At 60.5% G+C, this 26021-nt stretch carries 19 protein-coding genes and 3 pseudogenes; 12 read left to right on the plus strand and 10 right to left on the minus strand.

Features of this window, described 5'->3' with window-relative positions; translation table 11 throughout:
* The first annotated feature begins 124 nt into the window (after nucleotides 1-124).
* A complete protein-coding gene (locus H0194_RS02540) occupies nucleotides 125-1051 on the plus strand; it encodes a WcbI family polysaccharide biosynthesis putative acetyltransferase (RefSeq protein WP_246389020.1) in 927 nt (308 codons plus the stop codon).
* Nucleotides 1048-3249, plus strand: a complete 2202-nt coding sequence (locus H0194_RS02545; protein ID WP_185176305.1) for a glycosyltransferase — start codon at nucleotides 1048-1050, stop codon at nucleotides 3247-3249. The genes H0194_RS02540 and H0194_RS02545 overlap by 4 nt, the downstream gene beginning before the upstream one ends.
* Nucleotides 3250-3253: 4 nt before the next feature.
* Here H0194_RS02545 and H0194_RS02550 read toward each other — a convergent pair whose 3' ends face one another.
* The 3 genes from H0194_RS02550 to H0194_RS02560 form a co-directional block, all read right to left on the minus strand.
* The gene (locus H0194_RS02550; RefSeq protein WP_185176306.1) at nucleotides 3254-4087 is read right to left on the minus strand and encodes a serine hydrolase domain-containing protein; all 834 of its coding nucleotides are present in this window, start codon (nucleotides 4085-4087) and stop codon (nucleotides 3254-3256) included.
* A gap of 162 nt (nucleotides 4088-4249) precedes the next feature.
* Complete coding sequence (locus tag H0194_RS02555) at nucleotides 4250-5371, minus strand: alkene reductase (RefSeq protein ID WP_185176307.1); 1122 nt, start codon at nucleotides 5369-5371, stop codon at nucleotides 4250-4252.
* Nucleotides 5372-5397: 26 nt separating this feature from the next.
* A complete protein-coding gene (locus tag H0194_RS02560) occupies nucleotides 5398-6504 on the minus strand; it encodes a trimeric intracellular cation channel family protein (protein WP_185176308.1) in 1107 nt (368 codons plus the stop codon).
* Between the two features lie 48 nt (nucleotides 6505-6552).
* Here H0194_RS02560 and H0194_RS02565 point away from each other — a divergent pair, with 48 nt between their 5' ends.
* The 4 genes from H0194_RS02565 to H0194_RS02580 all read left to right on the plus strand — a co-directional run bounded on the left by H0194_RS02565 (nucleotide 6553) and on the right by H0194_RS02580 (nucleotide 9775).
* Entirely contained in the window at nucleotides 6553-7284 is a 732-nt protein-coding gene (locus H0194_RS02565) for a sortase (protein WP_185176309.1), read from the plus strand.
* Nucleotides 7285-7402: 118 nt separating this feature from the next.
* Nucleotides 7403-7591 carry a hypothetical protein gene (locus tag H0194_RS02570; protein WP_185176310.1) on the plus strand — a complete coding sequence of 63 codons (189 nt, stop codon included), beginning with the start codon at nucleotides 7403-7405 and terminating at the stop codon, nucleotides 7589-7591.
* Nucleotides 7592-7606: 15 nt separating this feature from the next.
* Nucleotides 7607-8365, plus strand: a complete 759-nt coding sequence (locus H0194_RS02575) for a hypothetical protein (protein ID WP_185176311.1) — start codon at nucleotides 7607-7609, stop codon at nucleotides 8363-8365.
* Nucleotides 8366-8407: 42 nt separating this feature from the next.
* On the plus strand, nucleotides 8408-9775 hold the full coding sequence (locus H0194_RS02580; RefSeq protein ID WP_246389112.1) for an FAD/NAD(P)-binding protein: 1368 nt from the start codon (nucleotides 8408-8410) through the stop codon (nucleotides 9773-9775).
* A gap of 3 nt (nucleotides 9776-9778) precedes the next feature.
* On the opposite strand, the gene H0194_RS02585 is transcribed toward H0194_RS02580, so the two are convergent.
* Nucleotides 9779-10147, minus strand: coding sequence for a helix-turn-helix domain-containing protein (locus H0194_RS02585; RefSeq protein ID WP_185176313.1), 369 nt, complete (start codon nucleotides 10145-10147; stop codon nucleotides 9779-9781).
* 827 nt (nucleotides 10148-10974) lie between these two features.
* Between H0194_RS02585 and H0194_RS02590 the strand changes: the two genes are divergently transcribed.
* From H0194_RS02590 to H0194_RS02605, 4 genes are read left to right on the plus strand one after another with little or no spacing between them, the layout of a single operon-like run.
* Entirely contained in the window at nucleotides 10975-12453 is a 1479-nt protein-coding gene (locus tag H0194_RS02590) for a DUF3375 domain-containing protein (RefSeq protein ID WP_185176314.1), read from the plus strand.
* On the plus strand, nucleotides 12450-13094 hold the full coding sequence (locus H0194_RS02595) for a DUF4194 domain-containing protein (RefSeq protein WP_185176315.1): 645 nt from the start codon (nucleotides 12450-12452) through the stop codon (nucleotides 13092-13094). The genes H0194_RS02590 and H0194_RS02595 overlap by 4 nt, the downstream gene beginning before the upstream one ends.
* 3 nt (nucleotides 13095-13097) lie before the next feature.
* Nucleotides 13098-16481 (plus strand): ATP-binding protein, encoded by a 3384-nt coding sequence (locus tag H0194_RS02600; RefSeq protein ID WP_185176316.1) that lies wholly within the window; start codon nucleotides 13098-13100, stop codon nucleotides 16479-16481.
* A complete protein-coding gene (locus tag H0194_RS02605) occupies nucleotides 16465-17622 on the plus strand; it encodes a DUF3322 domain-containing protein (RefSeq protein WP_185176317.1) in 1158 nt (385 codons plus the stop codon). Before H0194_RS02600 ends, H0194_RS02605 begins: the two co-directional genes overlap by 17 nt.
* A gap of 26 nt (nucleotides 17623-17648) precedes the next feature.
* Here H0194_RS02605 and H0194_RS02610 read toward each other — a convergent pair whose 3' ends face one another.
* From H0194_RS02610 to H0194_RS02620, 3 genes and pseudogenes are all read right to left on the minus strand, one after another.
* The gene (locus H0194_RS02610; protein WP_185176318.1) at nucleotides 17649-18023 is read right to left on the minus strand and encodes a pentapeptide repeat-containing protein; all 375 of its coding nucleotides are present in this window, start codon (nucleotides 18021-18023) and stop codon (nucleotides 17649-17651) included.
* A gap of 197 nt (nucleotides 18024-18220) precedes the next feature.
* Nucleotides 18221-18589: pseudogene (locus H0194_RS02615) on the minus strand (TspO/MBR family protein); the annotation flags it as partial.
* A 59-nt stretch (nucleotides 18590-18648) separates the two neighbouring features.
* Nucleotides 18649-18849 (minus strand): annotated as a pseudogene (locus H0194_RS02620) (transposase); the annotation flags it as partial.
* Nucleotides 18850-18887: 38 nt separating this feature from the next.
* On the opposite strand from H0194_RS02620, the gene H0194_RS02625 reads away from it, so the two are divergent.
* The gene (locus H0194_RS02625) at nucleotides 18888-19622 is read left to right on the plus strand and encodes a hypothetical protein (protein WP_185176320.1); all 735 of its coding nucleotides are present in this window, start codon (nucleotides 18888-18890) and stop codon (nucleotides 19620-19622) included.
* A gap of 1395 nt (nucleotides 19623-21017) precedes the next feature.
* Here H0194_RS02625 and H0194_RS02630 read toward each other — a convergent pair.
* Nucleotides 21018-22037, minus strand: a complete 1020-nt coding sequence (locus H0194_RS02630; RefSeq protein WP_185176321.1) for a hypothetical protein — start codon at nucleotides 22035-22037, stop codon at nucleotides 21018-21020.
* Nucleotides 22038-22374: 337 nt separating this feature from the next.
* Between H0194_RS02630 and H0194_RS02635 the strand changes: the two are divergent.
* Nucleotides 22375-22950 (plus strand): annotated as a pseudogene (locus H0194_RS02635) (IS3 family transposase); the annotation flags it as partial.
* 305 nt (nucleotides 22951-23255) lie between these two features.
* Here the strand turns inward: H0194_RS02635 and H0194_RS02640 are convergent.
* Nucleotides 23256-24743: an APC family permease gene (locus H0194_RS02640; RefSeq protein ID WP_185176322.1), complete on the minus strand. Its 1488-nt coding sequence runs from the start codon at nucleotides 24741-24743 to the stop codon at nucleotides 23256-23258.
* Nucleotides 24744-24802: 59 nt separating this feature from the next.
* Nucleotides 24803-25975 carry an ATP-grasp domain-containing protein gene (locus H0194_RS02645; protein ID WP_185176323.1) on the minus strand — a complete coding sequence of 391 codons (1173 nt, stop codon included), beginning with the start codon at nucleotides 25973-25975 and terminating at the stop codon, nucleotides 24803-24805.
* Nucleotides 25976-26021: the final 46 nt, after the last annotated feature.

The raw sequence follows: 26021 nt of genomic DNA on the forward strand, positions 1-26021 counted from the left end.
ATAAGACTGCCACCCTGGCTACCGACCCCTTCCGAATTAAGACTCCGATTAATAAAAATTATTATAGAGTGGGTTGCCGAAAGGCGCACGCTCACTTGTTCCTCTCAGCTCCGGAAAGGCGGTTGTGTTGATCACTGCGGAAACAGCCACTGGCCGCCAGTTACACTACGGCGAGTTTTATCAACTCCGCCCCGTAGACACTGCTCCGGGGCCACTGCCCCGCGTGGCGGTGGTGGGAAACTGCCAGGCGGAATCACTCCGCATCTTGCTGGAATCCAGCGGGGCCGTGCGCTCGTTCCGCATCCCGCCCGTGCACGAATGGACCGCGTCGGATCTTCCCTTTGTGCACGCAGCTGTGCAGCACACAGACGTCCTCATCACCCAGCCGGTGCGCGCGGATTATCGTGGATTGCCCATCGGGAGTACGCAATTGCGTTCCCTTTTGTCGGCGGCCGCTCGCGTGGTGTTTTACCCGGTGCTGCGTTTCGACGCCCTCAACCCCTACCTCGCCATCATCCGTTCCCCGGAGGACCCCGGGCGCAACCCACCGGTCGTGCCGTACCACGACCTGCGCATACTGGCTCGAGCTGCGGGCCTTCGGGACCGCGGCCGTACCTCGCCACATGTGTGGTCCGACATCGTCGAGGACGCCGCCGCGCAGTTAAGGCTGCGGGAGGAGCGCTTCGACGCCGTGCCCATGTCCGACGTCCTGCGCACTATCCCGGTGTGGCACACGCTCAATCACCCTGACAATGCGACGCTGACGGAGCTCGCCCGCCGAGTCTTGAGCACGCTCGGCCTCACCGCGCAGCCCCGCCCGCCCCGGGACCGGGAGATGCTCGGGCACCTGCGCGCGCCCATCCACCCAGAGGCCGCGGCGGGCCTCGGATGCGCGGTGGGCCGCCCGCAATGGACCGAATCCGGCGCCGCCATTGACCAGGCCACCATCGATGCTGCTCAGCTGGAGTTTTACCGCGCCCACCCGGAGGTCGTGCTGGCCGGCTTGGAGCGCCACGCCCGCCGTTTAGAACAGTTAGGACTCCTCCCATGACCCTGCCCATCCATGTCATTGTTGGCCCCGATGCGCACGGGGTCGTGGACTACGCGCTCCGCCTGCACCGAGTGACCGGCGGTCCGGTGGTACGCGCGACGCATTACGAGGATCTTCCCAGCGCCATCGCACCGGGGCCGCTGCACTTTACGTTTACGGATCACCTCTTCGGTGACTCCCCCGACGCGGCGGCCGCGGCCGTCCTCGAGCTCGCAAAGGGGCGCACCTGGAGCATCTCCTTCCACGACGTCCCCCAGCCGGAAGAGGGCGCGGAGCGCTTCGCCCACCGTGCCCCCGCCTATCGACGTCTTGCCGACGCCTCCACCGCTAGCTTCGTCAACTCCCACCACGAGGCGGCGTTCTTCGCGCCTCTCGATGTCTCCGTGCTCCACCTCCCCCTTCCCGACTCCGCGCCATCCCGCGACACCACAGCCCACGCTGACCGGACTGGCACGCGAGTGGGCATGCTCGGGTTCATCTATCCCGGCAAGGGCCACGACGACGTCCTGCGAGCTTTGGCGGGGACGGACCTGCACCTGCGGGCCATCGGCGGCTACGCCGCCGGGCACGAGCACCTAGATCAGGACCTTGCGTCTTTGGCGGCAGAACTAGGCGTGGACTATCACGCCACGGGCTACCTTGAGCTAGACGAGCTGCACCACGAGATGGACCAGGCGGATATTCCAGTGGTGGCCCACCGGCATTTTTCCGCCTCCGGTTCGTTAATGGAGTGGCTGAGCCGCGGCCGGCGGGTACTCGCGGCGGACAGCGCATACACCCGCGAGCTGCGCGAACTCTGGCCGGAGTTCATCGACATCGTCCCTGAAGGGCACTGGTCTGCGGCGTTTCGGGACGTTCCAGAGGACTTCTCCGTCCCGCGCACGCCGCCACGCAATTGGACGTGGCGCCACGTCGCGCGCGGCTACGTGGAGGTGTGGTCGGGACCGCGCTTTGACCTGACGGGAAACTCCCTTCCTCCCGCCCCGGAACCGTCACAAGCTCTCACCGAGTGGCCCTCGGTGAGCGTGGTCATCCCCTACTACGAGGCGCAAGATGACTTGGATGCGGTGCTGGCCGGGCTGCACGAACAGGACTACCCAGGCCCGGTTGAGATCATCGTTGCGGACGACGGTTCACCCACCGCGCCCGTTGTCCCCGTCATTGTCACGGTGGTACGCCAAGAGGATAAGGGGTTTCGCGCCGCGGCCGCCCGCAACCTTGGCGCCTCCGTTGCCACCGGGGAGATCCTCGCGTTCCTCGATGGCGACACCGTCCCCGACCCGGGTTACCTGCGCGCCGTCGTCGCTATCGCCCGCCGTGACCCACGCGCTGTCGTCGTGGGCACGCGCTTACAGGGCGACGCTGAACCCGCATGGCTCCAGCGGGCGTGGGACGCGACCGCCGACCTTGCCGCGGCGGATGACACGTCGTGGCGGTTTATCATTTCAGCGGCGCTGACGTGTTCGCGGGACTTCTTCCTGGACGTCGGCGGCTTTGACGCCAGCATGGTGGGCTACGGCGGCGAGGACTGGGAATTCGGCTACCGGGCATGGAACGCCGGGGCTATCTTTCGCCATGCGCCTGAGGCCGTCGCCCGGCACCGCGATCCGGAGTGGGGCGAGCGTGTCGCTGCGCGCGATGCCGCGGAAGCGGCCGCGGAGAAGAACGGCGAGTCGGTAGCCCTTGCCCGCCGCATCACCCATCCCCTGGCGCGGCCAACGGCGGTCTTCCCCACCGCAGACGTCACGGTTCACATCCCCGCGTGGTCTGCCCCGGGGGTCCAGGAGGCTGTGATTCTGGGGTGGCTCGCGCTCGGCGATGTGCACGTCTCCCTGCCTGCTGACGCAGCGGTGCCTGCACTCTTCGCCGCCGATCCGCGCGTGCGCTCGAACAACGACATCCCCGCACCGGCTACTGTGGTGACGGAGTGGTCCACCTCTCGAGTGACCGTCAGCCTTGACGCCCCCGCGGTACCGTCTTCCCTAGACGAGCTCTACCGCGTGGAGTCCCTCGGCGGCCGGGCGGAGTTCTCCGTGGCCGACGCCTCCGGCAGCGCTGCGCACGGCACGATCGTCTTTGCCCGCCGCCGCGCACTGGAGGCCCGCGGCGTCACCACCCCGGCCGCCGTGAACTTGTCGGTTCCAGGTACGTTTTACGACGCCCCGGTGCGCCTCGAGCGCCTCTTCGCGGGCTGGTAGGACGCTAATGATCGCCTAGTTGCTGCCACACCCTGTCGTTGGTCTCGGCCCATAACGGCTTGGCCCAGTCACCGAAGTCGCGGTCAGTCAGGGCCACCATCGCGAGCTTTTCTTCCGGCGCGATCCAAAGATAAGTTCCGGACATCCCAAAGTGCCCTGCGGTGGCCGCGGGCATCTCGGCGCCGGTCCAATGCGGCTTGCCGCCTGCGACGCCCTTGTCCCCCTTGAGCTCAAAACCGAGCCCCCACGGGCAAGGCTTGTGCATGCCGTAGCCGGGCACGATGCCATCCAGCTCCGCGAATTGCGGGTTAAGCATGTCCGCCACCGTCGACGGGTGCAGCAGCTGCGGGTTCATCACCTCCGCCGCGAACGCGACCACGTCCTCCACGGTGGTGTCCAGCCCGTGCCCCGCGGACCCCACTAGCGCGGAGTCCGTCATCCCCAGCGGCGCAAACACGCCCTCGGCCAGGTAGTCCGCAAACTCCATCCCGGTGGCCTCGCCGACGAGCTCCGCCAGCCACTCGTAGCCTGCCGACGAATAGATGCGACGCTGCCCCACCGGCTTCTGCAGCTCGCGGGAATCAAACCCCACGCCCGAGGCATGCGCCAGCAGGTGCCGCACCGTCGAGCCCTCCGGCCCCGCGGGCTGGTCCAGTTCCAGCGCGCCTTCCTCCACGGCCAGCATCACGCCGTATGCCACCACCGGCTTGGTCACCGACGCCACCGAGAACACCCGCGATACCTCCCCCAGCGTCTCCACCACCTCGCCGTCGCGCAGCAGCGCGGCAGCAACGTTATCCACGGGCCATTCCGACAGGGCATCTAGATAAGCAGTCATGTTCCCCACCTTAGCCATGAGCGCACCGCCGCGACCTCTCGCTGTCCCTCACAGCCTCCGCTTCGCCTGCTACGCCAAACCCCGAGCGACAAGCCTCTGCTTGGCCCTAAAATCCGGCTAAAAATCGACCAAGCAGAGGTTTGTCGCTCGGGTTTATCTACATCAGGCGTCCGGAGCGCCGGCGAACGGGTAGTCGGTGTAGCCCTCCGCGCCCGGCGCGTAGAAAGTGGCGGCGTCAGGCGTGTTGAGTTCGAGGCCCTCGCGCCAGCGCAGGACCAGGTCCGGGTTCGCGATGAGCTGGCGCCCCACCGCCACCGCGTCCACGTGCGGCAGCGCCATGAGCGCGTTCGCCTCGTCCAAGTCAGTGACGTGGCCGAAGCCGGTGTTGGCAATCACCCGGGTCGCGCCGTTCGCCCGTGCCCGGCGCGCGAGCTCCGCGGGCAGCGAGTCCGCATCGTCGCTGGCCGCGTCCTTGTGCAACAGCGACACATAGGCAAGGTTGAGGTCGGACAGGGCGTCGAGAAGCCCGCCGAAGGTGGCCAGCGTGTCCGCGCGGTCCTCCTCAATCACGCCCTGGATATTGTGCTCCGGGGACAGGCGCAGCGCGGTGCGGTCAGCGCCGATATCCGCGGCGACGGCGCGAACGACCTCCTCCACCAGCCGATAGCGGTTGCGCGGGCTGCCGCCGTAGTCGTCGTCGCGGGTATTGGACACGGGGCTCAGGAACTCGTGGAGCAAGTAGCCGTTGGCGCCGTGGATTTCCACGCCGTCCAGCCCAGCGTCCACGGCCCGGCGCGCCGCCGCGCGGAATTGCTCCACGATGCGCGGCATCTCCTCTGCTTCCAGCGCCCGCGGCACCGGCGCGTCCTGTTTACCGTCGAAGGTGTGTACCTGCCCGCCCCACTCCAGGGCGCTGGGCGCCTCTGGTTGCTGGCCCTCCAGCAGGTTCGGGTGGGACACGCGTCCGCCGTGCATGATCTGCATGAACAGCACGCCGCCGCCCTCGTGCACGCGCTCCGCCACGCGCCGCCAGCCCGCGGCCTGCTCGTCGGTCTCGATGCCCGCCTGTCCCGGGAACGCGCGGGTGGTCACGGACGGGAAGGTGCCTTCGGTGACCACGAGTCCCGCGGACGCGCGCTGGAAGTAGTACTCCGCGTGCAGGTCGGTGGGGACGCCACTGGTGCCGGCGCGCTGGCGGGTCAGCGCCGCCATGGTCACGCGGTTCGCCAGCCGGTAGCGGCCGAGGTCGAGGGGTGAGAACAGGTCTGTCGAAGTTTCAGTCATGCTCTTCACAACGCAGCCCCGCCGCGTCACATTCCGTCGCGCTCGGCGTAGCGCTTAGCCAGGCGGTCTACGAGCTCGTCGGTGAGCTTATCGTCGGCCAGGATGATGTCCAGCATTTGGCGGTGGGTGTAGTCGCGTTCCGCGTGTTCTTCCTCGCTCATATCCTGCGGCGCGGTGGGTTCGGCGTCGTAGGAGTCGCCCGCGAAGTCCATGCCGAGGCCGGCGATCAGCCCGGGTTCTTCCACCGCGGCGTCGGTGACGGCCTCGAACTGCGAGGTGAACTCATCCAAGAAATCCTGTGCCCCGGCCTCGGCGGCGGCGCGCGTGGTGCCGGTGCGGATTTGCTTCTCGACGCGGCGTTGCAAAGCCTTTTCCATCTGCCGGTGCCGCCAGGAGCGAATCTTGGTGGGCTCGATGCGCCGTCCCACCGCGCGACCTTTGTCTTCTGCCTTCTTGGCCAGGTGTCCGATCTGCACGGCCGTGTCATTAATCGGCGCCCATTCCTCGTCGCGGGCGTGGATCCGCCAGCCCTTCCAGTATCCCAGCAGAGACAGCGCGACGCTAACGATGGGGCCTATCATCATGCCAATGGCCATGTAGCCGACGTGGTTGCTGGCCAGCACGATGGCCGCCGCGGCCACCGCGGGGATGACGGTGGGCTGGTTACCCCCGAAGACCTGCGGGGTGCGCCCGGTGACGATGTCGCGGATCATCGATCCGCCCGTCGCGGTGAACACACCCATCATGATGCACGGCAGCAGCGGCAGGCCGTAGGCAATCGCCTTCACCGTGCCGGTGGCGGCCCACAGGCCGGACACCACCGCGTCGCCGTGCGACTGCACGATGTCCCACGTGCGCCCCTTGAAGTAGACGAACCGCGCGATGATCGCGCCCGTAAACGCGAGGATGAGGTATTCGGGTTGGCTCATCGCGGCGACGGTCCCACGGTTAATAAGCACGTCGCGAATCATGCCGCCGCCGAGGGAGGAGAACATGGCCACGAAGAAGAAGCCCACGATGTCGTAGCCGCGCTTGCGCGCAATCGTGCCGCCGATCATGCCCATGAGCAGCACACCGGAGACGTCGGACCAGCGGTAGAGGTTCTCAATGAGCGGGTCCAGTTCGACGTTCATGCCTACCAGTTTAAGCACGCCCCAGGCGCGAGGGGTTAGTCTATATTTATGAAGCGTTGCCTGGCCGCCGTCCTTGCCTGCACCCTCGTCGTGGCGGGGTGCTCCCGCAGCAAGCCTTCCGACGCCCCGACACCCGCACCCACCACGACCTCGGCGAGTGCGACGTCGTCGACAAGCAAGGCGCCCACGACCTCCGCGAAGCCGACGACGAGCCGCACACCCACGTCGTCGTCGAGCACCCCCGCGCCGGCAACGGCGGGCACCGGCACGTTTTCCATGACCGGCCCCGCGCCGATTTCGGGCGCGACGTACGATTCCATGCCGTATGTCTTGCCGCTCAACCCCGCCGGCCCGCAGGCCACGATGGTGCGCTGGGTGGAGGGCTGGGGCGAGTCCCCCGCCACGGCGGAGCAGGGCACTACGTACGTGTTGGGTCATGCGTGGGGCCAGCAGCAGCTGGTGTTTAACCCCATCTCGGAATTCGTAACCGCCGCGGTGGACATGAACAACCCCACCCCGGTGCCCAGCACGAATGAGACCCCGATGCAGCGCTTCGAGACCGACGCGCTCAACGGCTCGGTCATCACCATGAAGGGTGCGAAGGGCGAGCGCCAGTGGGTGGTGGACAACGCGTACCTGGTGGATAAGTACAAGGCCGGCTTTGACAAGAACCTGGTCAACGAGCACAACCCGGGCCGCATCGTGTTGATTGCCTGCTCCGTCTCCGGCTCCCAAGACCTGGGCTACAACGTCGTGGTGGAGGGGCACCTCAAGGACTAGGCCGTGCCATGACTTGAAAGCCGGAGACCGAAACCGAACAAGCGTTCGTAAATATCGGGTGTGTAAGAGTCTCACCCAGATGGCACAATAACCTCAAGCCGTCAGAAAGGATCGTGACATGACTTCACCACTCATTGAATTTATCGAGCCTCACAAAGCTGAGGAGGAGCTCGAACGGCTTTACGCTAACCTTGACGAGCCCATAGAGGATTTCGAGTTTCGCGCCTTCACTTATCAGCTATCCGCCAAAGAGGCGGCGGTTTGGGAGCGAATTTCGGAACTCCGCTGGCTACTGGCGAGCGAATGACACCAAGGAATCCACGTGGATACGAAAGTCGACGAAAAGCTAAAAGGAGAGGTAGAGAAATTCACTGTCGATTTGACCGAAAGTCTCTCATACTTCACAAATGACAAAGTTAACTTCCATATTTCGTCGTTGACCGGACGAAAAACTCTTAGGATCCGTTTAGACCAAGGCAATGATGAGGTAGGGATCGCAGTGCTAATGTCATGCGGCTACCCTGTTTTGGGAATTCGACCGACATTTTATTTGACATGGGATTCATCAGAGTCCTACCTAGCTGTAGATTCTTCCAGCTTTGAGGTACTTCCATACGCTAGGAAAACCGGCGCCCCGCTATTCCGTGTGGAATATGACAGACACAAAACGACGCACCCTAGTTCGCATATCCACGTACACGCGCACAGCGATGAGTTCACTCATTTGCTCGGTTTTTCGAGAAAACTCGACCTTAATAATCAAAAGAAGGTTAAAGCGTATTTTAAAAACGTTCCGCTTCTTTCCAAATTTCATTTTCCCACCGGCGGTCATCGCTTCCGCCCCTGCCTAGAGGACGTACTGGAGATACTCAGGGTTGAGTTCAATTTAGATTGCGACAATTCACGCTGGAAGCCGTACCTCAAACATAAACGCATTCACTGGAGATCAATCCAAACAGCTGCCGTTGTACGGGATAGTCCAGAAACCGCGCTCAATGTCCTCATTAAGGAGTACGGCATGCCAAGACCGGAGAATTGGGTTTGTCCCTCCGACAATATCGATAGACTGACGCGGAATTAAACGCTAGGTTTCCAAGCCTTCGCTACTCTGGATGAAGTGTCAATGCAGCCCCATCAGCAAGATCAGAACCGCTCCCCCAAGCCCACCACCGTCGCGATTGTCGGCGGCGGCCCGCGCGGCCTGTGGGCGGTCGAGGAACTCCTCGAGCTAGCCGCCAACCACAGCGACCTTCACGTCGCCATCACCGTGTTCAACGCCCCGAGCCTCGAGCACTACGGCACCGACCAGCCCGACTACTGGCGCCTCAACGTCCAGGCCGACTACCTGTACACCAAAACGCTCGGCGAGTTCGGCGACTGGGCGGGCAACTACACCGACTACCTCCCCCGCGCGCTCGCCGGCCGCTTCCTCGAGGAGTCCTGGGACAACCTCCGCGTGCCGGACAACGCGTCAGTCAGCATCGTCCACGAGCACGTTGACGACCCCGACGAGCTGCGCCAACGCTTCGACGAAGTGTTGCTCGTGCGCGGCCACGCGGAGACCTGGCAAGGCGAGCTTGACGACGCCCTGACGGTCTACCCCGCCGGTTCCCTTGCGCACATCACGGCCGGTTCGTCGGTCACCGTGCGTGGATTGTCACTCACCTTCACAGACGCCGTCCTGGATCTGACCATCGGCCGCGGCGGCACCTCGCGGCATGAGGGCTTAAAGGACGTCGGCACGTACACCCCGTCCGGCCAAGAACCCGCGGTCATCCACCCCTACTCGCGCAGCGGCCGGTTCCTCACGGTCAAACCTGACGACGCCGTCGAGTTCGACCTCAGCCACCTGCGCGCGACGCAGTCTGGGGCGGTGTCGCTCGCGACGTCGGCAGGCGACATCATGGAGGCCATCATCGCCGGCGCGCAGCATCTCGCTCCGAAGCTGTCCCGCAGCGCCCTCGACGCCGTGGTGGAGGGCAACGATTCCACCGGCGACGCCGCCGAGGACTTCCGGCGCGACTTCGCCGTGGCCACCGGCAGCATCGACCCCACCAGCGGCGATCCCGCCACCGCCGGGATGGTGCTCGCGGAGTCCTTCCGCGCCGTGCATCCCGCGCTGGTGAACAAGCTGTCGTTTACCGAGGAGTTCGACGATTTCCACGACTACACCGACGTCCTCGACCGTGTGGTCTACGGCCTGCCGGTGGTCAATGCGCGCATCTTGCTTCAGCTTTTCGACGCCGGCATCGTCACCACCGACACCACCCTCGAGCACGATTCCGACTTCACCGTGGACGCCATCATCCCGCCCGCGGCCAAGCCGCCCATCAAGACGCTGCGCAACGCGCGGCTGAGCCCGAACTCCAACCTGGCCGCCGCCGGCCGCGTCACCGAGGGCTGGATCCACGGCAACGACACCATCACCCGCGAGTACCACGAGGTCATCCCCAACTGGGCCCACGACGTCTACTCGCGCGCGACGGCGTAGATACTAGCCCGCTGCCGCGCCCGCTCCGGTGCCTGATTTCTCTCCAGCGAGCTCCCGCAAGTTCTCTTCGACAGATTCTGCCAACTGCGAGTAATCGCTCTCGTCGGCGTCGATAACGATGTGCGCGGAGTAAGCGCCCACGGCCTCCGCGTATCGACGAGCCGTCCGAAGCGTGTGGTTCTTCGAGTTCAACTGCGAGATGGACTCGAAGCGAGACACCACAGATCGATCTACGCCCATGCGCTGTGCAATATCACGTTGAGTCAAACCCTTGCGTTTCCTTACCATCACGAGCTGCTCGATAAACGCCATATCCGCGCCGATAAGATCAATCTCCAATTGCTCTTCAGGTGGAATCGTTAGTTTCGCCATTGTCATCGCCTTCCTTAGCGCCCCAAAACGGTGGCGTACTCAAATCCTGTTAACACTTACCCTAGCCTAGCGTGCATTAAAATGCACCCTCTGTATTGTTTCGAGGCCAAGGCCGGTACTCTACCTCGTTTTCTCGACACCACCGTTTTGCTATATGCATCGCCTGAACGATATCCCGGTCTTGACTGTCTCGCGTCTTCCTAGCGTCACTCGCACTCGTACCGAAAAGTCTCTTTTCCCTGCACAAAACGATCAGCATTTGATGCTCTGGCTTCCCAACGCGATGGGAGATGTCTACAAAGTACAACCGATATTGTCTTCGCATCCCCAACTTGGATGCACGCTTCGCTGATGCTGTCTCATAGCCCTTTACTTCTCCTAGCCAAGGTGGGTCGGACACCATTCTCAGGACATGCCGCCCACTGGGCTCAACGAGTTCCGGTTCCGCGATACGAGTACCGTACTTGCCCCAACGCTCCAGTAAAGCTTTGAAAAACATAAAGGCTTCACGGTCCTGGAGCATCAATGCCTGAAAATCTGGCAGCGCGTATTCCTCAAACTCCCAACGCTCAAGACCAAATGCAATGCGATCCGGCAAGGCCAAATACACGTGCGGAATATCTGGAAAAATGATTTCCCCCCCTTTTAAAACCCCGATTACATGATTGATACTAGCGAGTGGCCCCCGATGGCGCTCGAAATTGATACCTTAAATCCGTCAGACATCATTCCGGTCTCCCAGGTTTACAATCACGAGTCGTCGAAACCGTTGCTAATACATTCGAGAACTCGATGCTCATGTCCCGGCCGTCTGAAACAATAGGGTCATGTCGGTTGAAGCACGCGCGTTGTCGCTGAGCAGGGTCATGAATGACTCTGCGGCTGTCCGCCTCCTGTCAGCGGATTTGGCCCCGGTTATCTTGGCGATCATCGCCGAACATTTCCCGCAGGGTGCCAAGCCCCGTTCCGCCGCTGAGCTCTATGAACTCATGGTGATCGACTTTGAGGTCATGGCCAGCAAGTTCTCCCTACCGCGCAAACCCCAGGATTACTGCACTGACTGGGTCAAGCAGGGCTGGTTGGTGCGCAAATCCGGCACCGGCTCGCAGGGCGAAACCTTGGAGCCCAGCGAGGACGCGCTAGTTGCGCTCGAAGCGGTGCAACGCTGGGAGAAGCCGACGAACACCGTCACGGCCTCGCGCATCGAATCGATTAGCTCTTCGCTGCGTCGTTTGGCGCGCGATACCAATGAAGACATCGCCTCACGCATCCGCAGCCTGGAATTGGAGCGCGACGCGATTGACCGTGAGATCGAGCGAGTATCCCAGGGCGACTTCGAGAGTCTTTCCGCGCACGACACCGCGGAACGCGTCGCCGACATCCTGGCCATGGCCCAGGCGGTGCCCAGCGATTTCGCGCGCGTGCGCCATGACTTCGAACGTCTCAACCACGTGCTGCGGCGCCAGCTGCTTGACCCCGAGGGCTACCGCGGAGACGTGTTAGATGACATCTTCCGCGGCGTGGACCTCATCGGAGACTCAGACGCCGGCCGCAGCTTCGACGGGTTCCGAGCACTGCTTACTGACCGTGAACGCTCCGCATGGGCGGATGAATGGATCGCGGAGATCCTCGACAGCGAGTCCGCCGCGCACCTCCCCGCCGGTGAAAGAAGCCGCCTGCGCCGCCTATTCCGCGACATGGAGGACACCAGCGACGAAGTCGCGCGAACCAAGGCAGGACTCGCGCGCAGCCTGCGCAACTACGTCACCTCCGAGCAATTCGCCGAGGACCGCCGAATGATCGAGCTGTTGCGCGAAGCACGCGGCCTGGCGGCCGATGCTGCCCAGGGCACCGGTCTACAAGCCTTCCACCGCATGGAGACCCCACTCCAACGCATCGGCATGACCATTCACTCGGTATCACGAATACGACTAGCCAACCCGGCGCGCGAGGTCGTGGAATACGTCCCTGAGGAATACGTGCCGGGCGAAAGCGACTTGGGCGATCTCACCTCGTTGGTGCGCGAGTCCGAGATCGACTTCGAGGAACTCGGCGCGGCGGTGCGCGCGACCGTCGACAAGCGTGGCTCATCCTCCATCGCTGCCGTGCTCGCAGAGCATCCCGCAACCCAAGGCCTCGGCAGCGTCGTGGGGCTCATTCACCTCGCCACCAGGTACGGGATTGCGCCCTCGGAATCCCCGCCAGAGCCTGAACACGTTGAGTGGAGCGAGGCCGACGGAAGCCAGCGCCGCGCGCTCATCCCCCGCCTGTACTTCGACACCGATTCTCTTGAGGAGCTCCCATGACCGAGCCAGTAGATTCCACCCTGCAGCCACCGTTATGGGAGGGCGACCGCGGCGCGCTCACTTATGACTCCCGCCGTGCATTCGTCCAGCTCCTCCAGGGCCCGCTCATCCGCGCGGACAAAGAGCCGACGCTGTGGAAAGCCATCTTGTCCGACGAGCAGAACTTACGCTCCCGGCTCCACGAGGTTTTCCTGGAGCTCATCCTCGATGAGACCGAAGGCTTCGCGTTTACCCGCATGGTCGTGGACGAAAAGCTCACCATCCCGCAGGTCCTGCGCACCGATTCCCTCAAGCACGTGGACACCGCGATCCTGCTCAACCTACGCCAAGAGCTCGCCATGGCGCTTCCTGGAGACCGCGTGGTCGTGGACGTCGAGGAGCTCCGCGACGCCATCTCCTATGTTCGCGACGTCGACAATCGCGACGAAGCGGGCTTCAACAAGCGTTTCGACGCCGCCATCAAGAGGATCGTCAACACCTACAACCTGCTGAGCGCCACCGAAACCGAAGGGCGGTACGAGGTCTCGCCGGTCTTACGCCAGCTTTTCGACGCCGAGACCGTCCCCGCCATCCGTGACGAATACGCCCGCCTTGCCCGCGACGCCAACTCCGATTCCGACTCCACCAGTGAGGATGCTTAAACCATGACTCAGAGCTACCCCGGCCAGTTCCGGCTTGCCCGCGTCCAACTCATCAACTGGGGCACCTTCCACGGCTACTACTCCATCCCCGTGAGCCGCGAAGGCTTCCTCATTACGGGCGGATCGGGTTCCGGTAAGTCGACGCTTCTCGACGCCATCTCCGCCGTCCTCGTTCCCCATGGCTCGCTGAACTTCAACGCGGCGTCACAGCAGGAATCGGGACGCTCCAACGGTCGCAGCTTAGTCTCTTATATCCGCGGCGCGTGGCGCACGTTGGAGGATCCGCAAACCGGTGACATCACCTCCTCGAATCTCCGCGACGGCGCGACGTATTCCATCGTCGCGCTGACCTACGACAACGGCAATTCCACAGTCCACACACTGGTCGCTATTTTCCGCCTCGATGGTGGCGAGTCCTCGAATGCGGACATCAAGAAGCTCTTCGGCATCATCCCGGGCGACGTGGACATCAACGAGCTCACGCCGCTGCTCACTCGGTCGCTGGACACCCGCAAAATCAAGGCGCGCTTCGCGGGCACCACCGCGACATTCACGCAAACCTACAGCACCTTCGCGGACCGCTTCCGTCGTCGGCTCGGCATCAACAACGTGGAAGCACAGATGCTGCTCCACCGCACCCAGTCAGCGAAGTCCCTCGGCAGCCTGGACCAGCTCTTCCGCGACTTTATGCTGGATAAACCCACCACCTTCGACCGGGCTAACGAGGCCGTTGAGCAGTTCGACGACCTGCGTCAGGCCTACCTCAAGGTCGAGGACGTCAATGCCCAGATCGAGGCGCTAGCCCCGCTGCCCGCACACAACGACCGTCGCAAGGAAGCCCTCGCCGCCCGCGAGAAGGCCGACGCCATGCTCACTGCGCTGCCCACTGTCTGCCGCCGCGTGAGGGCCGACGCCCTCGACGAAGAGATTCGCCGGCACACCGCCAACCTCAGCGAGGCCGAAGCACGTCTCGCCGAGTTATCGGAGCAGCTCGAACACCGCCAAAGCGAGGAACGCCGCGCCGCCGACGTAGTCAACGAGCGCACATCCAACGCCGTCGAAATACTCCAGCTGCGCATCGAAAGAGAACAACAACAGATCACGCATCGACAAAACGTGTTTGCACGCATCGCCGAAGCCGCCACCGGCTGGGAACTCAACTTCGGCCAATCGGCTGAAGGCTTCGCCGCGCTTCAGGCCTCGGCTCAAGTCCGCCTGGATGACTTCGAAACCGACAAAGCCAAACTCAACGACGAGAGCCGCCAGCTCTCCGTGGAGAGCGAACAGGCAACGCAGAACCTCTCCACCATCGAGGCTGACCTGGCGTCGCTGTCCGGCCGTCGTTCCAATATCAACCGCGAGCTTCTCGAGCTACGCCAGCACCTGTGCCACGACACCAACTTCACCGAATCCGAGCTCCCCTTCGCCGGCGAGCTCATGGACGTCTCCCCTGACCACAACGACTGGGAGCCGGTCATCCAGAAGCTGCTCCATAACTTCGCCGGCACCCTGCTGGTCCCCTCCGCCGCGCGGGAGAAGGTCAACGCCTGGGTGAACTCCCACAACGTCAAGGCCAGGCTGGAGTACCGCGCCGTTCCCGAAACCACCACCAGCGCCGTACGGTCCCGCGACCCGCGGCTGCTCATCCACAAGCTGGAGTTCCAGGAGCACCCGATGTCCGGGTGGATCCAGAATTTCATCTCCCGCCGGTTCAATTACGTGTGTGTCGCAGACCTGAAAGAACTGGAGGCGCTATCGCCCGAAACCCGCGGCGTCACCCAAGAAGGTTTGGAGCGCCACCCACGAGACAAAGACGGCTCCACGCGCTTCATCAAGGACGATCGCACCAGCCGCCAAGGCACTCGTTTCTACCGCGTCGGCTCCACCAACCAAGCGAAGATCGAGCTGCTCCAGCAAGAACGTGCCGCCGCCAAGAGCCAGTGCGACGCTACTCGACGCCGCCTCGAAGAAACCGAACGCAAACTCGACGCCCTGCGCACCGAAAGGGAACGCGCCCAGGTCATCCTCGCCACGTCCTTCCAGGACATCGACGCCACCCCGGCCCAACGGCGCAAGGCCGAACTCGAGGAAGAGCTCCAGCAGCTCAACTCCTCACCAGAGACCGCCGAGATTCTGGCCGCTCACGAACGTGCTAAAGCAGCCCTCGAGGCCGCGCACACTGAGCACTCCGAGGCTTTCAAGGAAGCCGCGCAGCTCGAAGGAAAACTCACCGATCTCCGCACCCAACGCGCGGACATCGATCCCTCGTCGCTAGGCGGCCTGGAACCCGAGATAGAAGACGCCGTTCACCAGGCGCTGACGAAGACCACGCGACGGTTGACCTTGAGCAACATCGGCGATCGTCGCGACGCCGTCCAGGAAATGCTGCAAAAGAAAGCAAAAGAAGCCGATACCACGGCCACCCGCGCCGCCGGCTCCATCTCCTCCCTCCTCTCCAACTATCTCCAGAAATGGCCATCAGAAGGCGCGGACCTTAAGGCGGAGCCGGACTACGCCGGTGAAGGCATCCGGAAACTCGAGTACCTGCGCGCCGATCGCCTCGGCGAGTTCCGGGCCCAGTTCCTCGATCTGCTCAATGGCACCACCGTGGACAACCTCTCCCACCTGGCCACGCTCTTACGCCGCGCCAAGTCGGAGATCGAAACCCGCATGGAGTACATCAACAAGTCCCTGTCCCGTTCGCCGTTCAACCCCAGGCGCACGCTCCGCATTGACGTTAAGGATGCCCGCGGCTCCCAAGTCATCGAGTTCCAGCGCGACCTCGACGCCGCCACCTCCGGCGCCTTTGAAGAAGCCACCGCGGACGCCCACGAGGCCGGTGTGGCCCGCTACCACGCGCTGGACAAGATCCTCACCCGCCTGGGCTCAAGCGCGCCTGAGGACGGCCGCTGGCGCAACGTCGTGCTGGACACCCGGCGCCACGTGAGCTTCATCGGCCGCGAGCTCAACTCGGACGGCGGCACCGTTAACACCTACCAAGACTCCGCCGCCCTTTCCGGCGGGCAGGCCCAGAAGCTCGTGTTCTTCTGCCTGGCGGCCGCGCTGCGCTACCGCCTCGCCGACATCGACGCCGAGTTACCCACCTACGGCACCGTCATCCTGGACGAGGCCTTCGACCGCGCCGACCCCGAGTTCACCCGCACCGCCATGGATGTATTCACCTCCTTCGGCTTCCACATGGTCCTGGCCACCCCGTTCAAGCTCATCCGTACCCTCTCGCCGTATGTGGACGGCACCATCGTCGTCAACTACGAGGAGACGGTCATCGACGGCAAGCCTTCCGCACGCTCGGGCTTCGCGCTTATCGACGCCGCGGGCACCTCCACCACCGACGACAAGGAGGACCAGCATGCGGACGCCCAGTGACCTCCGCGCCCACGCGCAGTCTCTCCTACGCAAAAACTACGCCACGGCCCTCGCCACCCCGGACGAGCTCAACCTGAACTGGCCCCTCCACCCACCTACCGCACAAGCAGCGGGAAAGGACACCGCCGCCACCAAGAGGTTCATCACCGACTGGAAACGCTGGCCCCAGGCAGTAGAAGTCACCTTCGAAACCCGTCGCTGGACTCACCAGGGATTAGGTACCAACGCCGTCCCGGTGCGCGTCACGCTGAATGGCGCCCAGCGCATCGCGGCCGTCGCCGGCCTCGGAACAGAATTCTCCCGCCTGCGCACCACCGCCGCTACAATCATCGACGCCTTCCCCGACAACGCCGACTTCGCCACCTCGGTGTACAAGCTCCACCGCCAGTGGGCTAACCTCCACGACGCCGACGTCACGCAGCTCATCGCTTGCCTTCACTGGCTCCACGAAAACCCCAACTCTGGTATGTGGGAGCGCGCCGTGCCGGTGCTCAACGTGGACGGCAAATGGATCGGCAACCACCGCAAGCTTCTCAAAGAACTACTCGCCCCACTCGGCGTCGACGGTCTCGGACTCCGCACCACAGATCCCCGCCTGCGCGTCCGCTTCCTCAACGGCAGCCACCAATTCCCGGACCTCGAGGTCCCTTTCGCCGACGCCGCGCGCCTCGTCCCAGCCGGCCAACGTCCAACCGTTCTCATCGTTGAGAACAAGCAGACCTTCCTCGCGCTCCCCAACTATCCCACCGACACCACGTCACCCATCATCGCGGTATTCGGCTCCGGCTACGCCGCCCAGCACCTCCACGAACTCCCCTGGCTACATAACGCTCACGTGGGCTACTGGGGCGATCTCGACGCCGACGGCTTCGCCATCCTCAACTCGCTTCGCTCACACCTGCCCAACGCCGACCTTTCATCCCTTCTCATGGACGCGGCCACTGTCAAGGAATTCACACACCTCGCCGTATCCGATCCCCAGTCACGATCCCCACTCGGCCTCAACCACCTCACCGACGACGAACGGCGTGCCGCCAATCTCCTCTTCACCGAGGGCGGTCTGCGGATCGAACAGGAACGCATCCCGTTCACACACGCCGAAGCGATAATCACCGACTGGCTTGACGCGGCATTAGGCTGAGCCCGATAGACGCCGCTGGTTCGTGGTCAATCGTCTTCACTTTTCTTAGGTTCAGTTCGAGGGTCATACAAATTAGCGTTGCATGACGGAAAACCTATCGATTTTGTAAACTGTTCGGGCACCGCCAAGACTGGTATCAACCAGGCGTTTGTCATGATGGCATTCTCGAAACAAGAATTACGCAGATCAGTCTCACTAATCATCGCGTCCGTGAAATCTGCGTCAGTAAAATCCGCGAAGCTAAGATTGGCCCAAGCAATCATAGAGTCCCGGAACGAGCACCCTCTACAGATGCTCCCTTGCAAGTTGATTTCTGTTAAGTCATAACCAGAAAAATCCTGAGCGGAAGCATCTTTACCGGCTAACCCGTTCACCCACGAATCAGGCATTTCCTTATACATTGTTTTACCTCAATTGAGGGGCTTCGCGGATCCACCGTGGGCAACGCCCGTCAAAACCATCACTCCCAATCAAATTAAAACAGTTTCCATTATTTCGAATGTTATCACTCTCATTAGAAAACCGGGAATTCCCTCACCCAGGATGGCGAATGAGGGATTAGTAAGAGAAGCGGGCTTAGCTAGTAGCGATCTGCGGCTTACTTCCGCTCGCGGTTAAGCCGCGCGATGCCGCCCGTGAGCACGGTGGCGAAGCCGGTCCACGCCGCGTACGGCGCGAGCGCCAGGCCGCGGGTGGGTGACTCGCGGCGAGCGCGGCGCACGAGGTCGGCGGAGCTGGCGGCGAGCACCCCGGCCCAGGCCGTCGCCAGGCCACGCCTGCCGGAGCGGAAGAACACGCCACTCCAACCCGCATTCAACAGCAGGTTGCCGGCCAGCGCCGCGATGTCTGCCTGCGCGGCCTTCTTGCCGCGGCGCTCCCAGGCGTCGGCAATCGTCAGCGTGGCCACCACCGCGATGTCCGCGTACAGCAGGGTCAAGTCCGGTGGAGTGGTGTATCTGCCCTTCCTGAATCGGGGACTGTGCGAGGCATTTTGTTAGGGGCCGGCGCGGGCTTGTTTGCGGTTCATTAGGCTGCTTCCTCGACGGTTTCGGGTGTGTGAGCGTTGACGGTGTTGGCTGCTATGAGAGCCCGTGTGTGTTCCAGGCAGGCTAACGACATATAGCGTTTTTGTTGAATCCAGTCGTCATGTTGCTCGGCTAGTACGGCACCGACGAGACGAACGACGGCGGCCCGGTTCGGGAAGATGCCGACGACGTCGGTGCGCCGGCTCTAGCGTCCCGGTTCGCGGACTCTCGTTGACGCTCATGGACGCCGTGCTGGATCTGACCGTAGGCCGCGGCAGCACCTCGCGGCACTCGGGCCTCCGGGACGTCAGCGCGTATTCCCCGTCCGGCCAGGAGCCCGCGGCCATTCATCCTTATTCGCGCAGCGGCCGGTTCTTAGCGGTCAAGCCTGCCGACGCCGTGGAATTCAACCTCGCACCGAGGCTGTCGCGGGCAGCCTTGGACGCGGTGGTGGACGGCACCGATTCCACCGGCGATGCCGCGGAGGATTTCCGCCGCGATTTCGCCGTGGCCACCGGTGCCATCGACCCGAGAAGCGGCGACCCCGCCACCGCCGGCATGGCGATTGCGGAGTCCTTCCGCGCCATCTACCCCGCGCTGGTGAACAAGCTGTCATTCACGGAGGACTACGCGGACTTCGGCGACTACATGTCCACCCTCGACCGCGTGATCTACGGCCTGCCCATTGTTAACGCGCGCATCCTCATCCAGCTTTTCGACGCCGGGATCGTCACCACCGACACCACCGTCGAGCACGACTCCGACTTCACCGTGGACGCCATCATCCCGCCCGCGGCCACCCCACCGCTCAAGACGCTGCGCAATGCCCGCCTGGCCCCCGACTCCAACCTGGCCGCCGCCGGCCGCGTCACCGAGGGCTGGATCCACGGCAACGACACCCTCACCCGCGACTACCACGAGGTTATCCCCAACTGGGCCTTTAGCGTTTATTCACGGGCGACGTCGCCTTTATAGCCGCCAGCCGAACCTTTTCAAGCTTCCCAAGCTGAGAGTGCGGGTTCGATTCCCGTCGCCGGCTCCACCAACAAGCAGGATAAACACGAATAATGGAGTTCCAATCACAACGATTGGAGCCACTAGTATAGCCATAGGTATAGCCACAAGCCGCTAAAAGGGAGCCAGCGGGCAGATACGCCATGAAAAGTCCCTTCGGCTATTGAGGCCAAAGGGAATGCACACTGGCCTTTCAGCTCTCTGCTAGAGTCTTTTACTATGCTCCGGCCAAAAGATTATTCACGATGGAAAACACGGGTTCACTACGATTCTGTAGATGAATTCCTGAATCCGACACAGCCGGTTGTTCATACCGTGAATCATCGAGGTATCGATATAGATCTCCTCGTTCACGACCGAGGCGCAGACACCACTCTCGTCGTATTTCACGCATCCCTCAGCATTCGGGCCAAGACGCTTCCACAGCTGCAAGGGGCTGGCCTAGCAAGTGATACTGGCTGCAACTTGATTGCGGTATCAGATCCCACCTTGACTGAAAAGGATCTGGAACTCGGGTGGTATCTGGGAAACAGAGAAACAGGGCCACTGCCGCCCGTTCTGGCTCCCCTTATCCAGGCTGCGATTAGAAGGCTTGGCTCTTCACGAACTGTCCTTGTCGGCCCGTCTGGTGGCGGGTACGCAGCCGTTTTGTACGGCCAGTATTTCCCCGGCTCAATCGTCCTCGCTATCAATCCTCGACTCGACCTAGGCGCTAGGCCATCTGCGGGCTGGAAGCAATACGTCGACGAAGCACATCAAGCCCATACCAACCTGAGTAGGGTCCGGGTTCGCAAGGATTACGCCGTGGTACGGCTCCGGGAGCTTTTGCCGATAGTGGTCTGCCGTTTGACTTGTGCCTGTATCAAAATTCGCGGGATAGGATCTACGTTCAGAACCAGACCCAGCCATTCTTGAAACGTCTTGGAAATGATGAGCGGCTATTTGTCAGGATGGAAGATGATGGATTCGGACATCGACCAATACCTTCAGCAAAGCTTCGTGAAATAATCAAGTCTTTATCTACTGATTCCGACCAGCAGACAGCGATACGGCTAGCAGGTTTTAATCGCCCAAGTTAACTCTCGTTTTACAGTAATGTTGTGAGAGTGAAAATGATGGATACGGATCTGCCAAGCAGGTGTTCCTACTCGGTTACGAGGCCGCCGATCCTTTAGTGAGAGCAATAGCCAAGAAGCTCCCAAGCTTGACTCTAGAGGCTTCCACTTCCACTAATCTCCTGAATCACGCCGATAGTTGGTTTGGCGAGTTGAGCAATCCTAGCCATTTAGCCCACCGCCTTGTCTGAAATGGTGTGTGCGTGTGTCGTCTTATCGACAAATTGTTTCAGCATAATGTTTAGTCCTTCCTGTAAACATTGCCGGTGTTAACATCCATGTAGATCGTGCCCGAGGCGAACGCCGCGCCGGTCGCATCCGTCGTGAGCGCGCCGTTAAACGCCGTCAACTTCGCGGCCTGAACCTCTGCAAGCACGTCATTGATCGACGAACGAATCTCATTCATTTCCGCAATCTTTACGTCCATCTCAGCAATCAACGCCAAGCCACGTGAACTTGACCCGCCACGGAACTCAGCACGAGTGCGGTAAACCGCCCATGTACGTGACGTAGACCTATAACCCGACACCCACAGGTCAATCACGCGATTCGTGCCCGTGCCAGAAACCACAAACCCTGTCTTATAGAGCGAATTAATCACTCCGTTATTACGTGGCGTGAGCGGCATGGGTGATACGTCCCAGGTCACGCCATCCGTAGATCGGGCTAGGTAAACATCTCCATCTACACCTGTACTGCCGCGCTTGCCGTGACTAATGATAGCTAGCCAGTCATCTGCTGCTAGGCGTTGTACTTCCGAGTGCCACGGTTCACGTCCGGTTGGGACTGTGCCAAGGTCGCAGTCTTTCGCGGAACCCCAATCGGATGTTTTAGGCAGGCTCTCTACGCTTGTCTCATAGTAGCCCAGCCGGTTAGGGGCGTAATTCGAGCGGATACCGTAGAGACGCCAGCCTGTAGGCATTTTCACCAGAGACTGCGAAACGAACGTAGATTCATTAGTGCCCAGCGGGACTTTCAGCACCTCAACCTTTGGAGTCCATGACACGCCATTCTTCGAGGTTCGGGCATAAATAATATTTTGCCCACCATTAGGGCGATCAACCGTGCGCCAGGTTAACACCATCGTGTCGCCCCACATGGCAAGGTGCGTATCCGAATTGTGATAATTAGGTCGCCCCTGGCCATCATCAAGCGGATTCGTGACACCGTTAGGCACCTGCCAACTAATCCCATCATCGGAAACGGCAATGTTGGGATCTTCATGATTTTCATTAAAATTAGGATACGGGGTGTGCGCCATCCAGTACTTCCACCCACCCCAAGTGTTGGGGAAGTAAAGAACAGACGGGTGGCAGGTTTGCCCACCGCCATCGTGAGTGGGAATCTCTAGAGGCTCGTCAGGGGTCGGTGCCCACCAGCTCCACACAGGTGATTCCTCACCGCTCAAAGACTGCAAGAGTGAACGCGTACCTACATGCTCACCCTCCATGCCGTGAGACGTAAGACCCAGTGTGTCAAAGCTAGTTGCTGGTTCATCTTCATCACGTGCGCCGCCGCCGTAAACTACCCATTCCGACCATGCGCCAGTGCTATCCCTGTGGCGCTCCACGGTTTCCGCGGCGGTCAAGTCCGCAGGCCCGGATACACGCCCAGACTTGGTGGGCCGCGAGTTCAAAGCCCCTAGTCCTAACCGGTTGTGGGTGGCCAACATTACCTACGTGCGCACAAGGAAAGGGTTCGTGTACACCGCTTTTGTTACCGACGTGTTCTCGAGGAAGATCGTTGGATGGGCGCTGTCGAATTCGAGGCGGACCGAGGCGTTGCCGTTGCAGGCACTAAGCCAGGCCATTACGCGTGCGAAGGAAACAACGGGCTTGATTCACCATTCCGACCACGGTTCCCAGTATTTGAGCATTGTCTACAATGAGCGCCTTGCCGAGCACGGGATCACTTCGTCTGCCGACACCGTTGGTGACTCCTATGACAATGCTCTGGCTGAGAACGTCAACGGCTCCTACAAGAACGAAATCATCCACACCCGCGCATGGAACGAGGTGGTCGACGTGGAAATAGCCACGTTCGAGTGGGTGACTTGGTGGAACGAATCACGACTGCACCAGATCCTCGGCTACTATACGCCGGCTGAGGTGGAAACCGAATTCTGGGAAAGCCACCCAAGTCACGACATAGTAAAACACAAGGCAAATGTCTAGGAACAAAACCCGGGGCACTTCAAATCCTAGTTCGATTAGTTGGCTCGACTTATAGATCGGCTAAAGCTGCACTAGCAGAGTACTATTTTCTGTCAGTGCAGCTTGAGATTCGAGTCGGCGACGAGGAGCGAACTTGCACTCTCAGCTTTGGAAACGGAGAAGGTTAAATAGTAACCACACATTCGGCATTCTTTCCTTCCCACATCGAACAAACCGTAGCCAATTCCCGACCAAATCTTTAGACCTATGCCGACACGAGATTCTCAAAACAAGCGCTTACATTCTCAGGAGGGCTCGAAGGATGCTTAGAGCGATGAGTTCGAATTGCTACTCATTTTTAGACGGTCAGACTTTACTACGGATGCTCCACCGAACATTCGTTGTGCCAGCTCCGCATCGTCCAACCTTGAAATTTTGGGATACCGGACTAAGTAGCACAACAATCCAATAAGTGTCCAAATCCCAAGAGCAATGAGGGATTCCTTGCCGAGAGCCCCCGGTGATCCCGGCACGAGGAGTAGTGCTACGAAGCACACCGATAACAAGCATCCTACAAGGCTTACCCCCCTCTGAAGTAGAGAATGCGGGACATCTATTTCGGCGTCTACTATTTTTCCTGTTCGAGCGACGTGGAAGACAAAATAGCAGGTATAGAAATAAGCCACAGTCACTCCGAGACTAGACATATCGACAATCCAAGCCAATGCTGCTCGCCCGAACCAAGGAGTAATTAGACAAACGAGCGCGACAAAGTAAATTGCCTTGGACGGAGTCTTCCTCTCCTGATCGAGAACTGCAAACCATTTTGGCAATAGCCCGGAGCGCCCTAGAGTCAAAAGAACACGACTAGTAGCAGTGAAAAAACCATTGAGCCCGGTGAGAACTCCTACACTCACTGCCACGACCATCAGAACTAGCCCCGGAAGGCCCATAACTTCCTGAATAGCTACGGCCGGAGGCCAAGCGGCCTCGCTAAGCTGCGAATGATCAGTCCCCACCGCAATCGAGGTCGACAGCATCATCGCCATGTAGACCAGAGTCGCTGCCCCAACGCCCCAGAGGATCAAATTCATTGCCTTCTTCGCAGAGAAATTAAACTCGCCGGCGAGTTGCGGAATGGAATCAAATCCGACGTATGCCCACGGCGCAAATGCAATGATGGTACTAACTGCTGCCAACTTCGACCGGTCTTCTGGGAAACCGGGAGCGAGCGTTGGCTGCTCGACAAGATAGTAGACGATCATCGATACAGTGATTACTGCCACGCTGCCAATCAGCAGCAAAACCGCAATAAACTGAAAGCGACCCGAAATCTCAGCACCTTGCGAATTCATCCACGCAAACAAAATAATGAAAGCGCTCGCAATCAGAACCTCGGGAAGATAGATTTTCCACCCCGCCACCTCATATAAGGGGAACCGCATCACCCAATTCGGCAGGATAACCCGAAAAACCAATGTTACAGCTGAAGCGTTTAACGCAACGATACAGGCATAAGCCAGCGCTAAAGCCCAGCCAGCCACAAATGCATGATGGCGCCCTAATGCGGACAGCGCGAACGCGACGCCACCTCCCGTAACCGGCAAGAAGCGAATCGCCCCGCCGTAACTCAGCGCAATTACGCCAATCAGTAGCCCGCCGATGATAAAGCCAATCAATGTGCCCGCGAGTCCACCACTCATCATCCAATCAAAAGGCAAAATAAAGGCGCCCCAGCCAATGGCGGCACCGAGCGCCATCGCGAAAACCCAGGCGGGATTGTAGTTCCGTGCGAGATTTGTATTCGAATTCACGTCTAAGACTCTACTCGATAGACAAAGGCTGCGACGGAGTAATCCAAACACCGGTCTGGCTACTTGACGAACAAGCCTCCAACAAGTCCGAGCTTTTGCTTAATGAAGGCATAGTATTTTTCGAGGAACTCTTTTTCTTCGAGAGTAAATTCGTTCCGGTCGCCTCGTTCAAAATCATCAACCAAGAACCATCTTTGTAGATACAAATCCAAGGGATTGGTAGGATTCCCATAAGTGGGGTATATGGAAATATACGCGTGAGGGAAAGAGTTAACCTCAATCACCTTTGGGGAATCGCTGTCGAGCGAGTTGACCATTACATCAACGCCTCCCGTTGTGAGCCCAGGAATAGCCGCCACTGCGCGTTCAGCAATGGATCTAATCGAATCTGACACCAAATCAGTCACAATCGCTGTTTCGCCACCGTAGGCGATGTTTGAAATAGAAGAAAGGATAATGAGCTCCCCTTCCTCAGGCGCAAACGTGGGTGAAATCCCCTCAGCCAGCATTTTCGCTTTTGTGTTGTACTCTTCAAGATTCAATTTCCGACGCGCCAAGAAACGATCTGCGAGACGGCTTTCGTTCTTAAGCGCCGCCAACTCTTCAATCGAATGTCGACCTGTTCCGATAACATACGCTGGAATGCGAGCGATAACGTCTACAAGTTCTCCTTCGACGACAGTGCATCGGAGCTCGAAACCGTCCAGCATCTCTTGAACCAAAACTTTCGGGGAACGCTTGCGCTCCTTTTGCAGTTCAATACATGAGTCAAAGGTTTCAACAAAGTTTGACGGCGTGACGTTGAGATAGACGCCAATTCCTTGAGATAAATTATGGGCTTTCACCACAGCTTGCCTGCTCGTAGCCGACTGAAAGAAATCCTCGTATGCCTTCTGTGCTTCGCCTTCCCTGTAGTCCTGAGTCTCTGGCGTCGGCACATTGGCGCGCTCCAAGAAATAACGAGTTTTTACTTTGGACGCACAAGCTTGAGAGCTACTACGCGTCGTTGTCGGAAGCACCCAGGGGTCCAGCGTTCCCCTAAAACTGCCATCCGGCCGAAAGAAATGGATGTATGGGTGGCCGTTCTTTCTTTCGATTTCAATTTTCTGTCCACAATTACGTGCTGCGCGAATCCAGTTATTGTGGATGCCAGATGTATAGCCTTCGCCCCACGTGTTTTTCTGCAATTGCCACACGTGATCAAGTAGGTCCTGAACAAATTCTTTTTTCATCGTTCCTCTACATTCTGATTTCAATTTTTTGCTTTGCGCTGCGTAG

The sequence above is a fragment of the Corynebacterium incognita genome, from assembly GCF_014217255.1.
In the GTDB taxonomy this organism is placed as follows: Bacteria; Actinomycetota; Actinomycetes; order Mycobacteriales; family Mycobacteriaceae; genus Corynebacterium; species Corynebacterium incognitum.